Here is a 16,802-nt window from a genome sequence, read left to right as displayed (position 1 = left end):
ATGACCCATGATCAACCTAGACCTGCAACAACTTATCCAGGCACTGGACGCTGAAACCCGCCGCGACCTGGAGCGCTCCGCTGAACGCTGTGTCGCCCGTGGCGGCAACAAGGTGCTGGTCGAAGACCTGCTGCTGGGTTTGCTGGAGCGCCCCCAGGGTTTGCTTGCCCGGGCGTTGCAGGACGCGCAAGTTGATGCCGGCGAGTTGACCGAGGCATTGCAATCGCAAGTCGGCGATAGCGGCTCACGCAGCCCGGTGTTCGCTCCGGAACTGGTGCAGTGGCTGCAGGACGCGTTACTGGTGGCCAATCTTGAACTGGGTCAAAGCCAGGTCGAGCAGGCGGCCTTGATTCTGGCCTTGCTGCGCAACCCGATGCGTTATGCCGGCAGTCGCTACCAGCCGTTGTTGGCGAAACTGGACATCGAACGCCTGAAGGATTTTGCCCTGTCACAACAGGAACGAACCTCCGGCGGCGGGCCGGCGGCAGCGGGGGAGTCGCTGTTGCAGCGCTTCACTCATAACCTCACCCAACAGGCGCGAGACGGCCAACTCGACCCGGTGCTGTGCCGCGATGATGCGATCCGGCAGATGGTCGACATCCTCGCCCGTCGCCGCAAGAACAACCCGATTGTGGTCGGTGAGGCCGGCGTCGGGAAAACCGCAGTCGTCGAAGGCCTGGCCTCGCGCATTGCCGCCGGAGAAGTACCGCCCGTGCTCAAGGACATTGAGCTGCTCTCTCTGGACATGGGGCTGCTGCAAGCGGGCGCCAGCGTCAAAGGTGAATTCGAGCGTCGCCTGAAAGGGGTGATTGACGAGGTCAAAGCCTCGCCCAAGCCGATCATTCTGTTCATCGATGAGGCTCACACCCTGATCGGCGCAGGCGGCAATGCCGGAGGCTCCGATGCGGCCAACCTGCTCAAGCCGGCCCTGGCCCGCGGTGAGCTACGTACCATTGCGGCCACCACCTGGACCGAATACAAAAAATACTTCGAGAAAGATCCGGCCCTGGCCCGCCGTTTCCAACCCGTGCAATTGCACGAACCCACCGTTGCCGAGGCGGTGACCATTCTGCGAGGTCTGGCTCAGGTCTATGAGAAGAGCCACGGTATCTACCTGCGTGATGACGCGGTGGTGGCCGCTGCCGAGCTATCAGCCCGCTACCTCGCCGGACGTCAGTTGCCGGACAAGGCTGTCGATGTCCTCGACACCGCCTGTGCCCGGGTTCGCATCAGCCTTGCGGCGGCCCCTGAGCGTCTGGAGCGTCTGCGGGGCGAGAGCGCTGAAGGGCGGCGTCAGTGCCAGGCGCTGCGGCGCGATGCCGAAGCCGGATTGAAGATCGACCAGGAGGCCCTGGACAGCCTGGAAGCGCGACTGGCCGAAGCCGCAGAGCAACAGCAGGCCCTGGAAACACTCTGGCACGAGCAACGCACATTGGCCGAGCGCGTGCTGCAGTTGCGCGTGCAATTGGCCAAGGCCCGTGACGCCAGCATCCTGCGCTCGACACCGGAGAACGAAGGCTCGCCGGATGCAAGCCTGGAGACTGATGTGCAAAGCGGACCTGGCGTGGGGGAGCTGGAGTCGGCACTCAACGACACCCATCGCGCCCTGAGCGACGCGCAAGCCCGGGAGCGGCTGGTCAGTTTCGAGGTCTGTCCACGCCTGGTGGCTGAAGTCATCAGCGCCTGGACCGGTGTACCGCTGGCGCAACTGGCCCGTGAGTACAACGCCAAGGTGGCGAGTTTTGCCACTGACCTGAGTGCCCGTATTCGCGGTCAGGACCAGGCGGTGCAGGTTCTGGATCGTTCCATGCGTGCCGTGGCCGCAGGCCTGAACAAACCGGACGCGCCGGTCGGGGTATTTCTCCTGGTGGGCCCCAGCGGTGTGGGCAAGACCGAAACCGCCCTGGCCCTGGCAGACCTGCTGTATGGCGGTGAGCGTTTCATCACCACCATCAACATGTCCGAGTTCCAGGAGAAACACACTGTTTCGCGCTTGATCGGCGCTCCGCCGGGTTATGTCGGCTATGGCGAAGGCGGCATGCTTACCGAAGCGGTGCGGCAAAAACCGTACTCCGTGGTGCTGCTCGATGAAGTCGAGAAAGCCGATCCGGATGTGCTCAACCTGTTCTATCAGATCTTCGACAAGGGCGTGGCCAACGATGGCGAGGGGCGTGAGATCGATTTTCGCAACACGCTGATACTGATGACTTCGAACCTGGGCAGCGAGCGGATCAGTGCGCTGTGCGAGAACGCCGAGCGCCCAAGCGTCGACACCCTGGAACAGACAATCCGTCCGGTATTGAACACGCATTTCAAACCGGCGCTGCTGGCACGTATGCGCGTGGTGCCTTACTACCCGGTGAGTGGCCCGGTGCTGCGTGAACTGATCGAAATCAAGCTGGGGCGGCTGGGTGAGCGGCTGAACGCTCGGCAGCTGGATTTCAGCCATTGCCAGGCGCTGGTCGATCACTTGGCCGAACGCTGCACTCAGAGCGAAAGCGGTGCGCGCCTGATCGACTACTTGCTCGACCTGCACGTCCTGCCGTTGGTGGCCGACCGCCTGCTGGCGGCCATGGCCAGCGGCGAGAACCTCAAACGTGTGTACGCAACGCTCGATAGCAGCGGTGGCGTGGCCTGTGAGTTCGCCTGAGGTGGGCATCATGTTCACCCGGGTGCCGCAACCGCTGGTCTATGCAGAGGCGCTGCTGGCGCAGTTTTCCGGCCTCTCGCGGGCCTCGGAAGGCTCTGCGTTGCTTGAAGACTTTGTGCGGGGGGCAGCGCAGCTCAGTGGTTGTGAACTGAGCCAGCTGTACCTGCTCGATGCCACCCATAGCTGCCTGCAACTGCGCGCCGAATGCCTCGGCGGCCTTGTGCAACCGCGGGAAGTGATCAACCTGCCGAGCGATTACAGCGGTGAGCAGTTGCTGCAGTTCGCCCTGTGCCAGAACCGGGTGGTGAGCCTGGTGGGCCTGAACCACAGCCTCCACGACACCAGCTTCCTGCCCGTGCGCAGCATCGCGTGGCAGTCACTGTTATGCGTACCGCTGGTCAACTCGCGCCAGGCTGTCCAAGGCTTGCTGCTGTGTGCCAGCGCGGAACAGGAAGACCTGCAAGCCTTTGCCCAGTCGTTGGGCCAGCTGGGGGCGTTTGTCCTTGGGCAATGGGCGTTGCTCCAGCGTTTGCACCTCCCCGCGGGCGAGCAGGCGCCGCTCCTCCATCCCGAGGTCATCACCAGCGGCTATGGCCTGATCGGCACCAGTACGGTGATGCGCCAGACCTATCAATTGATCAGCAAGGTACTGCACAGCCCTTACACCGTGTTGCTGCGTGGCGAAACCGGCACCGGCAAGGAAGTGGTGGCGCGCGCCATTCATGATTACGGCCCGCGTCGCTCCCAGGCATTTGTGGTGCAAAACTGCGCGGCGTTCCCGGAAAACCTGCTGGAAAGTGAGTTGTTCGGTTATCGCAAGGGTGCATTCACGGGCGCTGACCGCGATCGCCCCGGGCTGTTTGATGCGGCCAATGGCGGCACGCTGTTGCTGGACGAAATCGGTGACATGCCGCTGTCCCTGCAAGCCAAGTTGCTCCGGGTGCTGCAGGACGGCGAGATCCGCCCGCTGGGCTCCAACGACACGCATACCATCGACGTGCGCATCATCGCCGCCACCCACCGCGATCTGGCGGCGCTGGTTGGCGAAGGCAAGTTCCGTGAGGACCTGTATTACCGTCTGGCTCAGTTCCCGATCGAGTTACCGGCATTGCGCCAGCGTGAGGATGACATCCTCGACCTGGCCCGGCATTTCGCCGACAAGGCCTGTGCCTTCCTGCAACGGGACCCGCTGAGCTGGTCGCCGGCGGCCCTCAATCATCTGTCCGGTTATGCCTTTCCAGGCAACGTGCGCGAGCTCAAGGGGCTGGTGGAGCGTGCGGTGCTGCTCTGTGAAGGCGGTGAGCTCATGGTCGAGCATTTCTCCCTGAACATCGAGGTCATGCCTGAAGCGGTGGGCCTGAACCTGCGCGAGCAACTGGAGAACGTCGAGCGCCACCTGTTGCTCGATTGCCTGCGCAAGAACGACGGCAATCAGACCCTGGCGGCCCGGGAATTGGGATTGCCCCGTCGCACGCTGCTGTACCGCCTGGGGCGCCTGAATATCAATCTTGGCGACTTTGAGGCCTAGCGAGACATGGAGCCTTGGCTGGTTTTTCGTACTTCTCGGCGTGCCTGCAAGGGAAGGCGTTTTGTGCACTGTCTACCTATGGAGACCTTCTGATGTCTGTTCGTCACTGGCAAGCCGTGCTTTTGAGCCTTTTTGTTCTGGTTGGCCTCGGCGCCTGCAGCGGCAATTACAAATTCAACGACGACACCTATCGCCCGCTGGGTGATCCGCAGGCGGTCAATCGCGGCAAGTGAGCGCAAGGAGCATCACCATGGAACTGGTTTTTGAAATGCTGAATGCCAAGCAATTCGTGCCGGCGGACTTGAGCAGCAAAACCTTCAGGCGGGCCGGTGGTGTCATCGGCCGGGGAGAGGATTGCGAGTGGAAGATTCCGGATAGCAACCGTCATCTGTCCAACCATCATGCGCTGGTCAGTTATCGTGATGGCCAGTTTTTCCTCACCGATACCAGCAGCAACGGTATCCAGGACCGTGGCAGTGGCGCGCGTCTGCGCAAGGGCGAAGCCCAGCGTATCGAGCAGGGCAGTGTCTACGTGCTGGGGGATTTCGAGATCCGTGCGCGCCTGGTGCAAGCCCCGGAAGCCTTCGCCGTTGAAGCCGGTCGTCCACAGGCGGCCGGCAGCATCATTCCGGATAACGCATTCTTTGATCTTGACCCGCTTACTGCATTGGACCAGCAGGAGCACAGTGGGGCAGAGCTTGACGAGCTGAGCGCGCTCGAGGTGCCGCACCAGGAACCTGGGCAGCGAGCCGATTATGCCCGCATCGATAGGGAGTGCTTGTTGGTGCCGGAACTGGTGGCGCCCCCCGAGCCGCTGGCGCTCCCCGAGCCCATGGCGCCGGCGTGTCAGAGTGACGCTTTCTGGGCGAGTTTCGGTGCGGTCCTGGGGGTGGATCTGCAGGCGCTCGATAACGATCAGCGTGAAGCCTTGGCGGTCAATGTCGCGGGCCTGTTCAAGCAAAGCATTGGCGGCTTGCAGCAGAGCCTGCGCACCCGCAGCGAACTGAAAAACGAGTTGCGCCTGGCCCTCACCACGGCCCAGGGCAACAGTCAGAACCCGCTCAAGTTCGCCGTGGATTGCGAAGCGGTGCTGGGCATCCTGCTGCTGGATCACAAGCCAGGGCAACTGTCCGCCGAGCAGGCGATCTCCCGTGCCTTTCGCGACCTGCAGGCGCATCAGGTGGCGTTGCTCAGCGCCAGCCGCGCCGCAGTGCGTAGCACCCTCGAACACTTTTCGCCGCAACAGCTGACCCTGCGTTTCGAGCGCGATGGCCAGCAACCGTTGCTGGTGACTTCCGGTAGCCGTTGGCGAGCGTATCGCCGCTATCACCAGGCGCTGTGCCAGGACGATGACTGGAACGAGCGCCTGTTGGCGCGGGATTTCGCTCAGGCCTATGAAGAACAGATCCGCCTGATCTCCACCCTCCACCTCGATGATCAAGGATGACCTGCATGTCTCGCCGTACCCACCCATTACTCAAGGCCCTGACGGTGCTCATGGCCCTGGCGCTGTTGACTGGCTGCGCATCGATGTCGCCGTATTCGACCCTGACCAAGTTGAACCTGAAGCTGAGCGCCAGCGATCGGCTCAACCCCGACCTCAATGGGCGCCCGTCGCCGATCGTGGTGCGATTGATGGAGCTCAAGCATCCGGTCGCATTCGAGAACGCCGATTTTTTCAGTCTCTACGAGCGTGCCAGGGAATCCCTGGCGCCGGATCTTGTGGCCAGTGAAGAGCTGGAGTTGCGACCGGGCGAAAGCCTCGATGTCAAGTTGCGCGTCGAAGACGGGAGCCGTTTCGTCGGCGTGCTTGCGGCCTATCGCGATTTGCCGGAAAGCCAGTGGCGCTATGTGGTGCAGCTCACCCCGCAGGAGGTGACCGAGGTCGGCCTGATCCTCGACCAGTCCGGCATCCGCAACAGCAACGATGTGCTCACCCACGCGGATGACAACTCATGAACGTGCATAAAATCATTTGGCAGGAAGGCATGTTGCTGCGGCCTCAACATTTCCAGCACAACGATCGTTACTACGATTACCAGATGAAAACCCGTACCCAGTTGCTGAGTAGTTACAGTTGGGGATTTCTGGCGCTGGAGATCGATCTGCAGTTTCTCAACATGGGCAAGCTGGTGATCAGCCGAGCCTCCGGTATCTTGCCGGATGGCAGCCTGTTCGAGCTGGGGGACGATACCGAGCCGCTGGCCCTGGATGTGCCGCCCAATACGGCGAGTACCCCGGTTTACCTGGCCTTGCCGCTGGTCACGGGCAACCACATCGAGTCACGGCGCCCGGAGCAGTCCGACGTGCTGGCGCGCTACACCACCTACGAGGCACAAATCGCCGATTCCAACGCCGGTGATGATTCCAGCAGCCAGCTCAGTTGTGCCCGTCCGGACTTCCGTCTGCTACTGGGCGAGCAGCAGAGCGAGCAAGCCTATGTGAAGTTGAAAATCTGCGAAGTGATGGATGCCACCTCCGATGGCGTGATCAGCCTCGATCCGGATTTTGTGCCGACCTTCCTGCACACCCATGCCAGCGCCTATCTGCTCTCGTGCCTGAAAGAAATCATCAGCATGCTCAGCCATCGGGGGGACACCATCGCCGAGCGGATTCGCTCCAACGGCAAGGTTGGTGGCGCCGAGGTGGGCGACTTCATGATGCTGCAGTTGATCAACCGTACCGAACTGCTGTTGCGGCATTACCTGGATCTTGAGCATGTCCATCCGGAGGAGCTCTATCGTTCGCTGCTGGTGATGCTCGGGGAACTGGCGACTTTCGCCAGTGACAGCAAACGCCCACGGCTGGACAGCCGCTATCAGCACAGCGACCAGGGGGCGAGCTTTCGCAAATTGATGGACGCCATTCGCCAGGTGCTGTCGATGGTGCTCGAGCAGCATGCCATCGAGCTGGTGCTGCAAGCCCGCCAATACGGCGTGCTGGTGTCGCCGCTGCATGACCACAAGCTGCTGGAGTCGGCCTCGTTCGTGCTCGCGGCCAGTGCCAACTGCGACTCCGAAGAATTGCGTCATCGCTTGCCGGCGCACCTCAAGGTCGGGCCGGTGGAAAGCATTCGGCAACTGGTCAACCTGCACCTGCCGGGGATCAAGGTCCGGCCCTTGCCGGTGGCTCCGCGACAGATCGCATTCCACTCCAACAAGACCTATTTCATCCTCGACCTCAGTCCCGAGGACTTGGCGCAACTGGAACGTTCGGGAGGTTTCGCCTTCCATGTCTCCGGTGAGTTCGCCGAGCTTGAACTGAAATTCTGGGCCATCAGGAACTGACCGACATGATCAAGGATCTGGAACACCCTCAGGACGATAAAACCGTTTTGCTTGACCGTCATGGGCATGGTCCGGCACGCAACCCGCTGACCGACTTCGCCGAACCACCGCGTTTCGAGCAACTTGAGGAACGGATGATCTATGCCGCGCGCCTGGGCCCTGCGCAATCCTTCAGTGTCAGCCTCAACCCGCTTGTGGCGGCGGCGTCCGAGTTGCTGTCGGAAGTGGTTCGCCTCAAGCACAGCAAGTCTGCCGAAGACTTGCGTGCGCTCAATACGCGTCTGAGTGCCGGCCTCAAGCAGTTCGACGCGCGGGCCCAGCAGGACGGTGCGCAGAGCAGCCAGGTGATGGCCGCACGTTATGTGCTGTGTACGGTGGTCGACGAAGCGGTGGTGAGCACCTCCTGGGGCAATGAAAGTGAATGGTCGCAAATGAGTCTGCTCAGCAGCTTTCACAACGAAACCTTCGGTGGCGAAAAGTTCTTCCAACTGCTGGATCGACTGTCGAAGAACCCGGTCAAGCATTTGCCGATGCTGGAACTGATGTACCTGTGCCTGGCGTTGGGTTTCGAGGGCAAGTACCGGGTCATTCCCCGCGGCGTGCTCGAACTCGAGGGTATCCGCGACGCGTTGTACCGGCAGATCCGCCAGCTGCGTGGCGATGTGCCTCGTGAACTGTCGCCACATTGGGAAGGGCTCCGCGATCAGCGTCGCAGCCTGGTACGCATCGTACCGGGGTGGATGGTCGCGCTGTTCACCGTGGTGTGTCTGCTGGTGATGTACTCAGGATTCGCCTGGGTGCTTGGCCAGCAGCGCGAAAGTCTGTTGCAGACGTATCAGCCGCTTGACCCGGTGGTGGTCCAGCCCCAGCAGTAAGACAGGGACGTGTGATGAATAACTTCTTCAAGAAAACCGGCGCCTTCCTGCGCCAGACCTGGGTCTGGACGTTGCTGTTGGTGCTGAGTGTGGCATTGCTGGTGTGGTTCGTCGGGCCGCTACTGGCGGTCAACGACTATAAGTTCTGGGCCAGCGCAACCTCGCGCCTGCTAACCATTAGCGCGCTGTTTCTGATGTGGGGCCTGACGATGGTCTTTGTCAGTTGGCGCTCCGGCGTTCGCAAGAAAGCCGTCGAGGACAGCGAGGCCGGACAAGAGCGCATGCAGCGTGACGAGTTGATCGACCAGGAGCACAAAGAGCTCTTTGAGCGCTTCAAGGAGGCGCTGCGCACCCTCAAGACCTCAAGCCTGTACCGCGGTCGCAGCGAGCGTTGGCGCAGTGATCTGCCCTGGTACCTGTTGCTCGGTCCACAAGGCAGCGGCAAGACCAGCCTGCTGGACTTTTCGGGCCTTGAATTTCCACTCAACAAAATGGGCCGCAAGCTGACCCGCGACACCAGCGGCACACGTCACTGCGACTGGTACTTCGCCGAACATGGCGTACTGATCGACACGGCCGGCCGCTACCTGAGCCAAGGCGCTGCCGACGTCGACGCCAGTGCCTGGAACACCTTGCTGGGTCTGTTGCGCAAGCGTCGTCGCGGCCGCCCGCTCAATGGCGTGCTGGTGACCGTTCCGGTGGAGGCACTGCTGAGCGTCGACGAGCAGGAGCTGGACACCCTGGCGCATCAGGTTCGCGTGCGCCTGCAGGATATTCATCAGAAGTTGCACGTCGATGTTCCGGTCTATCTGGTGCTCAGCAAGGCCGACCAACTGTCGGGGTTCGACGAGTTCTTTGACCAGATGAGCCGCGAGGAAAGCGATCAGGTACTCGGCGCCAGTTTTAGCAAGGAACAAAGCGGCACCGATGTGGCGGTACTTCGCCAGGAGTTCGAGGAGTTGCTGCGGCGCTTGAACAGCCAGGTGATCATGCGCATGCACCAGGAGCGAGACACCCAGCGTCGCGGGCGCATTCTCGACTTCCCGCACCAACTGGGACAGATCGGTGAGCGCCTGTGCCTGTTCGTCGACATGGCATTCACCGGCAACCGCTATCAGCGCCCCAGTCAACTGCGGGGCTTCTACCTGACCAGTGCGCCGCACCTGGTTGAAGAGCTCGATCAAGACACGGCCAGTATCGGTGCAACCCTGGGCATGTCGGCCGCCGTCCTGCCGACCCTGCGCAGCGGTCGCTCGCGCTTTATTCACCACCTGTTGAGCCGGGTGATTTTTCCCGAGGCCGACCTGGCCGGCCTCGACCAGCGGGAGCGCCGACGCATTCACTGGGGCCAGCGTGCCCTGTACGTGGGCGCCCTGGCGGCCTTGGCGGTGTTTGGCATGCTGTGGGCGGGGAGCTTTTCGGCCAACCACGGGCGCCTGGAGCAACTGCGTTCACTGGCACAGACCTGGAGTGAGCAACGCGCGGCCCTGAGTGCGCGGGATGACGCGCAGGCCCTGCTCAAACCCCTCGACACCCGCTTTGCGGCCACCCAGGTCTTTGCGCCTCAGGGTGAGGTGCCGCTGCATGAGCGTGTCGGACTGTATCAAGGCGAGGCCAGCCGTCCGGTGCTCGTGCGTGCCTATGAGCGTGAGTTGCAGGAGCAACTGCTGCCCAGGGTTGCGCAGATGCTCGAAGGGCAGGTTCGCGCCAACATGCGCGATCGCGAACGCCTGCTCAACAGCTTGCGCGCCTATCTGATGCTGAACCTGCAGGACCGTCGTGATCCCTCCTTGCTCAAGGACTGGGTGGCGCGAGAATGGTCGAGCCGCTACGCCGGCAACAGCGCCTTGCAGAACGGTCTGAATGGGCACTTCGAACGCCTGCTTGAATTGCCGTTCAGTTATCCGCTCAACGACGCACTGGTGAGCCAGGCCCGCCAGGTGTTGCGCAGTGAGTCGTTGGCCAATGTGGTCTACCGAGTGTTGCGCGAACAGGCTCGCAGCTTGCCGCAATACCGTCTGAGCCAGCACCTGGGGCCACAAGGCAGTCTGTTTGTCGGCACTGACTATGTGATCCCCGGTTTTTATACCCAGCAGGGTTATCAGCAGTATTTTTCGATCCAGGGCACAGCGCTGGTCACCGATATCCTGCGTGACAACTGGGTGCTGGGCGAAGGCTCGGGAATCAGTGGCATGGATCTGCGTCGGCTGATGGTCGAGCTGGAGCAACTGTACTTTCGCGACTATGCCAACCACTGGAGTGAAGCCCTGGGCCGGGTCAGCCTGCCGCCGTTCCACGAAGCCGGTGATGGGGCCGAACAACTGGCCGGTCTGACCGCGGCCAACTCGCCGCTCTTGCAATTGCTGGTGGAGATACGGGAGAACACCCGCTTCCAGAGCATGGTCGAGGCTGCCGACGAGGTGGCGGTGCAGGCAGGCAAGGCGGAGCAGGGGGATGTACAGCCGGATGTGCCGGGCAAGGGACTGGTCGCCGCAGCGGGGAAGGCCCGGCAGGCCCTCGCCAAGAGCCTGCCGGATACGGCAAAGAAGGCGCTGCAACGTCGCTTCGAACCCCTGCACCGGTTGCTGGATGACAACAACGGCCCGGCGGCGGACCTGACCCCGGCGTTGCTGGCACTCAACGACCTGCAGCTGCAGTTGTCCAGCCTGGCGCGGTCCAGCCAGCCTGATCAGGCCGCGTTTGAAATGGCCAAGGCGCGCATGAGCGGCCAGCGCGATGCCCTGAGCAGCCTGCGCAATGCCTCGGTGCGCCTGCCGCGTCCGGTGAGCCTGTGGTTCAACACGCTGGCCGAGGACGCCTGGCGCCTGGTGCTCAACGATTCGTACCAGTACCTCAACCAGCGATACCAGAGCGAGCTGTACAGCTTCTACGGTAAGGCGATCAGCAAGCGCTATCCGTTCAACGCTCACAGCACCAGCGATGTGGCCGTCAACGATTTTCGCGAGTTCTTCAAGGCTCAGGGCATCGCCGACCGCTTCTTCGACACCTACATACGACCCTTCGTCAGTGGTGATCCGGGTAGCTACCGCCTGCGCAACATCGACGGCCAAAGCCTGCCAATCAACAAGGCCTACCTTGAGCAGATGGTCGCCGCGCAAGTGATTCGCCAGGGATTCTTCGCAGAGAACCCGGCCGAGCCCCAGGTGCAGTTCAGGCTAGAGCCCTACACCCTCGATCCGGCCGTGAGTCGCGCCGAGTTCCGTTTTGGCAACCGGCAACTGGAATACCGGCACGGCCCCATTGTGCCGATGTCCTTCAAGTGGCCTAGCGATGCTGATGAGGGCCGTGCCAGCCTGGTCTTGGACAAGATGGTCGGCCGGCCGATCGGTATCGAGAAGAACACCGGGCCCTGGTCGTTGTTCCGCCTGCTGGACCTGATGCAGACCGAGTACCTGACCGGTCGCGATGTGCTGGTGCTCAAGGCCGAGCTGGGTGGCTTGCGTGCCAACTATCTGCTGCTGAGCCAGCGCACGCCGAATCCGTTCGACATGGGCGTGCTGCGGTCCTTCCGTATGCCGGCGCAGCTCTGATGTCGGTTGCCAGTACTTGGCGCAGCGCCGCGCGCACCGATCCGGGTAAGGTGCGGCGGCGCAATGAGGATGCCTTTCTCGATTGCCCGGAGCAGGGGCTCTGGGTGGTCGCCGATGGCATGGGCGGCCACCAGTGCGGTGATGTTGCCAGCCAGCTGATTGTCGCCAGTCTGGCGGAGCTGTCGCTGCATGACAGTTTCGATGGACGGCTCAATGAGTTGCGCCAATGCCTGCACTGGCTCAACCGGCGCCTTGGCCAGGAGTTGACGGTCAGTGCGGGGCGGCATGACAGCATTGTTGGCAGTACCGTGGTGGCGCTGCTGCTGCAAGGCAACCGCGCGGCCTGTATCTGGGCCGGTGACAGCCGCTGTTATCTATGGCGTGGGCAGTGCCTGTATCAACTGTCCAAGGATCACTCGCTGATGCAGCAGTTGGTGGACGAACAACGGATGAGTCCGGAGCAGGCCAGTGCCCATCCCGATGCCAATGCCCTGACTCGCGCGGTGGGCGCCAGCGAGCGGTTGGCCCTGGATGTGCTGGAGTTCGAGGTCTATGCGGGCGATGTTTTCCTGCTGTGCAGCGATGGTCTTTATCAAGGGCTGACCGGGGATGCCTTGGGCCGGGCCCTGAGCCTGGCGTCGCCCCGGGTTGCCCTGGAGCGCCTGTTTGAAGGGGCATTGCGCGGCGCAGCCAGAGACAACCTGACGGCCGTGGTGATCCGCCAATGACGGATATGAAGCCCGATATGCAGCGCATCCTGGCCAGCGAGGCTGAGGCCGGCAACCAGACCTACTTTGCCTTCGTCAAACCCCAACCCGCTGCGCCTGCCGTGGCGCGCCCCAGAGGCAAGGGTCGACACCGGGGCAGAAAGCGTCGCAAAGCCAAACCTGCGGAGTCGGCGCCGCTAGGCACGCTGCCGGTATTGCTGGCGGGTCGCTATCGTCTTGAGCGGCTGCTCGGTGCTGGAGGCATGGGCACGGTTTATCGCGCGCGTGACCTGCTGCACGAACAGTTTGGCGACCCCGATCCCTACATCGCACTCAAGGTGTTGAGCGAGGAGTTTTCCGAGTCGCCGGATGCGGGCCTGGTGCTTTATAGCGAGTTCGCTCTGACGCGACGATTGCGCCACCCGAACATCGTGCGTTTGCACAGCTTTGAAGTGGATGCCCAATGCCAGTGTGCGTTCATCACCATGGAGCTGATGCGCGGGCTGACGCTGGACAAGCTGCTCTGCGAGCACCCGACGGGCCTGCCGTGGACAGCCTTGCAGGAGGTAGTCGTGCCGCTGCTCGATGCCCTGGCCTACAGCCACGGACGCGGCGTGCTGCATGGGGATCTGAAGCCGAGCAACGTGATGCTCGGCGAAGAGGGCGTGCGCCTGTTCGACTTCGGCCTGGGTCAGGCCGCAGCAGGTGTCTTGCCCGGCCTGCCTCACTTGAGCCGCAGTCGCTTCAATGCCTGGACGCTGGGCTACGCTGCCCCGGAATTGCTGGAGGGCGGTGTTCTGTCGGCCGCTGCCGATCTGTACGCCGTCGCTTGCGTGATCTTTGAACTGGCCTGTGGCAAGCATCCCTTCCGCGGCTTGCCGTCGACCCGGGCGCGTGATGAGCGACTGGAGCGCACGCTGCAGGCGCCAAAGCATCTTCCCGGGCATTGCTGGCCCGCCCTGCGATCGGCGCTGGCCTTCAATGTGGAGGAACGCCGCGGCGGCCTTCAGGCCCTGCGTGAGGCGATGGGTACGCAACCGTCCTGGATGTCGCGCTGGATGTCGCGCTGCAGAAGATAGTCCGTGAGCGGGGAGGGTTCCGGTCTTTTTCGTCGGGCTCGGAAGGCCAATGGTTCTCTAAGTGGAGATGTGTGTCATGCGTCAAAAGGATTTGAAGTTCACGTTTTCCGTGCTGACCGCGCAGGTGGCGTTCGAGGTGGTCGAGTTCACCCTGGAAGAAGCCTTGTCCGAGCCTTTTCGCCTGACGCTCGAGCTGGCCAGCGACAACGGTGCTATCGACTTCGGCCAGATCCTCGACCAGCCGGCCTTGCTGACGATCTGGCAAGGCGGCCTTCAGGTGCGGCATGTCCATGGCTTGGTCAGCAGCTTCACCCAGGGTAAAAGCGGTTTTCGCCGCACCCGTTACCGTCTGCTGGTGGAGCCGCAACTGGCCCGGCTGGCCCTGAGTTCCGACTGGCGCATTTTTCAGCAGAAAACGGTGCCCGAGGTCCTCAAGTCGGTGCTGGACGAGCACGGCGTCCTTGATTACCAACCTTATATCCATACCCAGCATGCGCCCCGTGAATACTGCGTCCAGGCCGGAGACACCGACCTCTACCTGTTTGACCGCCTGTCCACCGAGGAAGGCCTGTTCTATTTTTTCAAACACGATGCCAACGCCCACACCCTGGTCCAGGGTGACAAGTTGTACGTCCAGGAGCGCATCCAGGGGGCTGCGGTGCTGTACAGCACTCAGCCGGCCGGGGATGCCCCGCAACCGGTGCTGTACGCGTTCAGCTACACGGAAAACGTGCGTAGCGCCGAGCAGACGCAGCGTGACTACAGCTTCAAGCGCCCGGCCTTCGACCAGCAGCAGCGACTGCTCGGCGATAACCTTGAGCATCAGGCCCAGCGCTATGAGCGCTACGATTATCCGGGCCGCTACAAGAGCAGCGCCGTCGGCCAACCCTTCACCCAAAACCGCCTGCTGGGCCATCGTCGCGATGCCCGGGTGGCGACGGTGGAAGGGGATGATCCGCGGCTGATTCCAGGGTTTTCCTTCCAACTGACCGGGCACCCCCGGGGCGACTTCAACCGCTGGTGGCGCTCGGTGCGCATCACCCACACAGGGATACAGCACGCCAGCCAGCAAGAAGAGGCCGCTGGCGCCGAGATGGGGGTGAGTTACGACTTCCGCGCCCAGATCATTGCCGAGGACTGCGAATGGCGGCCGATGCCACTGCCCAAGCCGGTCATTGACGGGCCGCAGATTGCAACGGTGGTGGGCCCGGAAGGCGAGGAAATCCACACCGATGAATATGGCCGGGTAAAAATTCAGTTCCCCTGGGACCGCGAAGGCAAGCACAACGGGTTCAGTTCCTGCTGGGTCCGGGTTTCACAGAACTGGGCCGGAGCGGACTGGGGCCATATGGCGATCCCGCGTATTGGCCAGGAAGTCATAGTCGACTACCTGGATGGCGACTGTGACCAGCCGATCATCACCGGACGCACCTACCGGGCCAGCCATATGCCGCCCTACCGCCTGCCGGATCACAAGATCCTCAGCACCATCAAGAGCAAGGAGCACAAGGGCAGCCGGGCCAACGAACTGCGCATCGATGACACCACCCAGCAGATCAGTGCGGCCTTGATGAGCGACCACGGCAGCAGCGCCTTGCACCTGGGGTACCTGACCCATCCCCGTCCCGAAGGTGGCGCACCGCGTGGCGAGGGTTTTGAACTGCGCACCGACGAGCGCGGCGCCCTGCGCGCGGCCAGGGGGCTGCTGCTCAGCACCGAAGCGCAACTGCAGGCCAATGCCGGGCAGTTGCAGCGTGGCGCGGCCATCCAGGTGCTGGAAGCCGCGCTGCAACTGGCCAAGGGGCTGGGCGACTATGCGCAAGACCATCAAGGCATCGGGCATGACACCGAGCCACAGCAAACCCTCAGCGAGGCGGTGCGCGACCTGGGGCATGGCGCCAACGACGAGTCGCAGCAGAGCAACGGCGGCAACCCGGCCATTGCCCTGAGTGGCCAGGCGGGCATCGCCGCGGTGTCTCCCCAGAGCGTCACCCTGGCGGCGGGCGAGCATATCGACAGCGTCGCCCAGCAGAATCAGCAGCTCACCTCGGGGCAGAAGTTTGTAGTCAATGCCGGCACCGACCTTGGCCTGTTCGCCCAGAGCGGCGAGATGCGCCACATCAGCCACCAGGGGCTGATGTTGCTGCAGGCGCAACAGAACAGCATTCGCCTGGAAGCGGATCAGAGCGTGGAAGTCAGTGCAAGCAAGCAGCACGTCCTGGTGTCTGCCAAGGAGCACATCACCCTGATGTGCGGCGGGGCTTACCTGACGCTCAAGGGCGGCAATATCGAGCTGGGCATGCCGGGCAATTTCACGGTCAAGGCGGCTAAACACAGCCTCGTCGGCGGGGCCAGTCTTGCGGCGCAGTTGCCGAACTTCAACGTGGGCGATACCCAGCGGCGCTTCATGCTCAAGCAGATCGATGGTCAGTCAGCCATGCCCAACGTGCCCTACAAGATCACCCTGGCCAATGGTGAAATCGTCGAAGGCGTGACCGATGCACAAGGCGCGACGCAGCTGTTGCAGAAAGATGCCATGAGTATCGCCAAGGTGAGCATGCAGCGTTCGAGCACGCCATTGATTGCGGCCGCTGCAGCAGTGGGAGCGGCAGCTCTCGTGGCCAAGGCCTTCTCCGAACCGGATAGTGAAAAAGGGCGGGCCCTGACGGAGGGAGAGATCACTCTGGCGAAACGTGTGTTTGGCGACTCTATCGATTACGACAAGGTGCGCTTGCGTGATGAGGACTATGTGCCGTGGCAGGGCAAGAACTACGTAATGGCCCCCAACGGGCACATCTACTTTGGGGAGGACTTGCGAGGTGTGGCCGACTGGAGCCTGCTGCCGGCCGATGAGCGGGGCTTGTTCATTCACGAAATGACCCACGTATGGCAACACCAGCACGGCGTCAATGTGCTGTTGGTGGGCGCCTATCAGCAGGCAAAGCAGTTCCTGATAGGAGACCAGTACCAGTATCAGGTGGAGCCTGGGAAGACGCTCAAGGACTACAACATCGAGCAGCAAGGAGACATTGTGCGTGATTACTACCAAGGCCTGGAATCTGGAAACACTCAGGTACTGACAAAGCTCAAGCCTGTATTGGGCAACTTCCCGGCGGGGTATTGAA

11 protein-coding genes are annotated in these 16,802 nt (G+C 62.4%); all 11 read left to right on the top strand.

Annotated elements, in window-relative coordinates; genetic code table 11:
• Nucleotides 1–7: 7 nt before the first annotated feature.
• The 11 genes from tssH to ACSSVC_RS22120 all read left to right on the top strand — a co-directional run bounded on the left by tssH (nt 8) and on the right by ACSSVC_RS22120 (nt 16,801).
• The gene (tssH, locus tag ACSSVC_RS22170; protein ID WP_492611380.1) at nt 8–2,650 is read left to right on the top strand and encodes a type VI secretion system ATPase TssH; all 2,643 of its coding nucleotides are present in this window, start codon (nt 8–10) and stop codon (nt 2,648–2,650) included.
• 10 nt (nt 2,651–2,660) lie between these two features.
• Nucleotides 2,661–4,178 (top strand): sigma 54-interacting transcriptional regulator, encoded by a 1,518-nt coding sequence (locus ACSSVC_RS22165; protein WP_492612581.1) that lies wholly within the window; start codon nt 2,661–2,663, stop codon nt 4,176–4,178.
• Nucleotides 4,179–4,270: 92 nt separating this feature from the next.
• Nucleotides 4,271–4,411 carry a hypothetical protein gene (locus ACSSVC_RS22160; protein WP_053152375.1) on the top strand — a complete coding sequence of 47 codons (141 nt, stop codon included), beginning with the start codon at nt 4,271–4,273 and terminating at the stop codon, nt 4,409–4,411.
• Between the two features lie 17 nt (nt 4,412–4,428).
• Entirely contained in the window at nt 4,429–5,625 is a 1,197-nt protein-coding gene (tagH, locus tag ACSSVC_RS22155; protein WP_492611379.1) for a type VI secretion system-associated FHA domain protein TagH, read from the top strand.
• 5 nt (nt 5,626–5,630) lie between these two features.
• Complete coding sequence (gene tssJ, locus ACSSVC_RS22150) at nt 5,631–6,137, top strand: type VI secretion system lipoprotein TssJ (RefSeq protein ID WP_346636249.1); 507 nt, start codon at nt 5,631–5,633, stop codon at nt 6,135–6,137.
• A complete protein-coding gene (tssK, locus tag ACSSVC_RS22145; RefSeq protein WP_446439604.1) occupies nt 6,134–7,465 on the top strand; it encodes a type VI secretion system baseplate subunit TssK in 1,332 nt (443 codons plus the stop codon). The genes tssJ and tssK overlap by 4 nt, the downstream gene beginning before the upstream one ends.
• A 5-nt stretch (nt 7,466–7,470) precedes the next feature.
• Nucleotides 7,471–8,340 (top strand): type IVB secretion system protein IcmH/DotU, encoded by an 870-nt coding sequence (gene icmH, locus ACSSVC_RS22140; protein ID WP_265577188.1) that lies wholly within the window; start codon nt 7,471–7,473, stop codon nt 8,338–8,340.
• Between the two features lie 14 nt (nt 8,341–8,354).
• On the top strand, nt 8,355–11,891 hold the full coding sequence (gene tssM / locus ACSSVC_RS22135; protein ID WP_446439603.1) for a type VI secretion system membrane subunit TssM: 3,537 nt from the start codon (nt 8,355–8,357) through the stop codon (nt 11,889–11,891).
• Nucleotides 11,891–12,619, top strand: coding sequence for a PP2C family protein-serine/threonine phosphatase (locus ACSSVC_RS22130; RefSeq protein ID WP_210671710.1), 729 nt, complete (start codon nt 11,891–11,893; stop codon nt 12,617–12,619). The genes tssM and ACSSVC_RS22130 overlap by 1 nt, the downstream gene beginning before the upstream one ends.
• Nucleotides 12,616–13,677 carry a serine/threonine-protein kinase gene (locus ACSSVC_RS22125; protein ID WP_492611378.1) on the top strand — a complete coding sequence of 354 codons (1,062 nt, stop codon included), beginning with the start codon at nt 12,616–12,618 and terminating at the stop codon, nt 13,675–13,677. Before ACSSVC_RS22130 ends, ACSSVC_RS22125 begins: the two co-directional genes overlap by 4 nt.
• 76 nt (nt 13,678–13,753) lie before the next feature.
• Nucleotides 13,754–16,801 (top strand): type VI secretion system Vgr family protein, encoded by a 3,048-nt coding sequence (locus ACSSVC_RS22120; RefSeq protein ID WP_492611377.1) that lies wholly within the window; start codon nt 13,754–13,756, stop codon nt 16,799–16,801.
• Nucleotide 16,802 lies beyond the last annotated feature (1 nt).

This window comes from Pseudomonas sp. E1BtOHC1, from assembly GCF_058744285.1.
This window is presented reverse-complemented; position numbering and strand designations above follow the sequence as displayed.

What these genes read in the sequence shown, in the direction of transcription:
- icmH (WP_265577188.1), top strand. Translation starts at nt 7,471, where the DNA reads ATGATCAAGGATCTGGAACACCCTCAGGACGATAAAACCGTTTTGCTT.
- tssM (WP_446439603.1), top strand. Translation starts at nt 8,355, where the DNA reads ATGAATAACTTCTTCAAGAAAACCGGCGCCTTCCTGCGCCAGACCTGG.
- tssH (WP_492611380.1), top strand. Translation starts at nt 8, where the DNA reads ATGATCAACCTAGACCTGCAACAACTTATCCAGGCACTGGACGCTGAA.
- ACSSVC_RS22125 (WP_492611378.1), top strand. Translation starts at nt 12,616, where the DNA reads ATGACGGATATGAAGCCCGATATGCAGCGCATCCTGGCCAGCGAGGCT.
- ACSSVC_RS22120 (WP_492611377.1), top strand. Translation starts at nt 13,754, where the DNA reads ATGCGTCAAAAGGATTTGAAGTTCACGTTTTCCGTGCTGACCGCGCAG.
- ACSSVC_RS22160 (WP_053152375.1), top strand. Translation starts at nt 4,271, where the DNA reads ATGTCTGTTCGTCACTGGCAAGCCGTGCTTTTGAGCCTTTTTGTTCTG.
- tssJ (WP_346636249.1), top strand. Translation starts at nt 5,631, where the DNA reads ATGTCTCGCCGTACCCACCCATTACTCAAGGCCCTGACGGTGCTCATG.
- ACSSVC_RS22130 (WP_210671710.1), top strand. Translation starts at nt 11,891, where the DNA reads ATGTCGGTTGCCAGTACTTGGCGCAGCGCCGCGCGCACCGATCCGGGT.
- tssK (WP_446439604.1), top strand. Translation starts at nt 6,134, where the DNA reads ATGAACGTGCATAAAATCATTTGGCAGGAAGGCATGTTGCTGCGGCCT.
- tagH (WP_492611379.1), top strand. Translation starts at nt 4,429, where the DNA reads ATGGAACTGGTTTTTGAAATGCTGAATGCCAAGCAATTCGTGCCGGCG.
- ACSSVC_RS22165 (WP_492612581.1), top strand. Translation starts at nt 2,661, where the DNA reads ATGTTCACCCGGGTGCCGCAACCGCTGGTCTATGCAGAGGCGCTGCTG.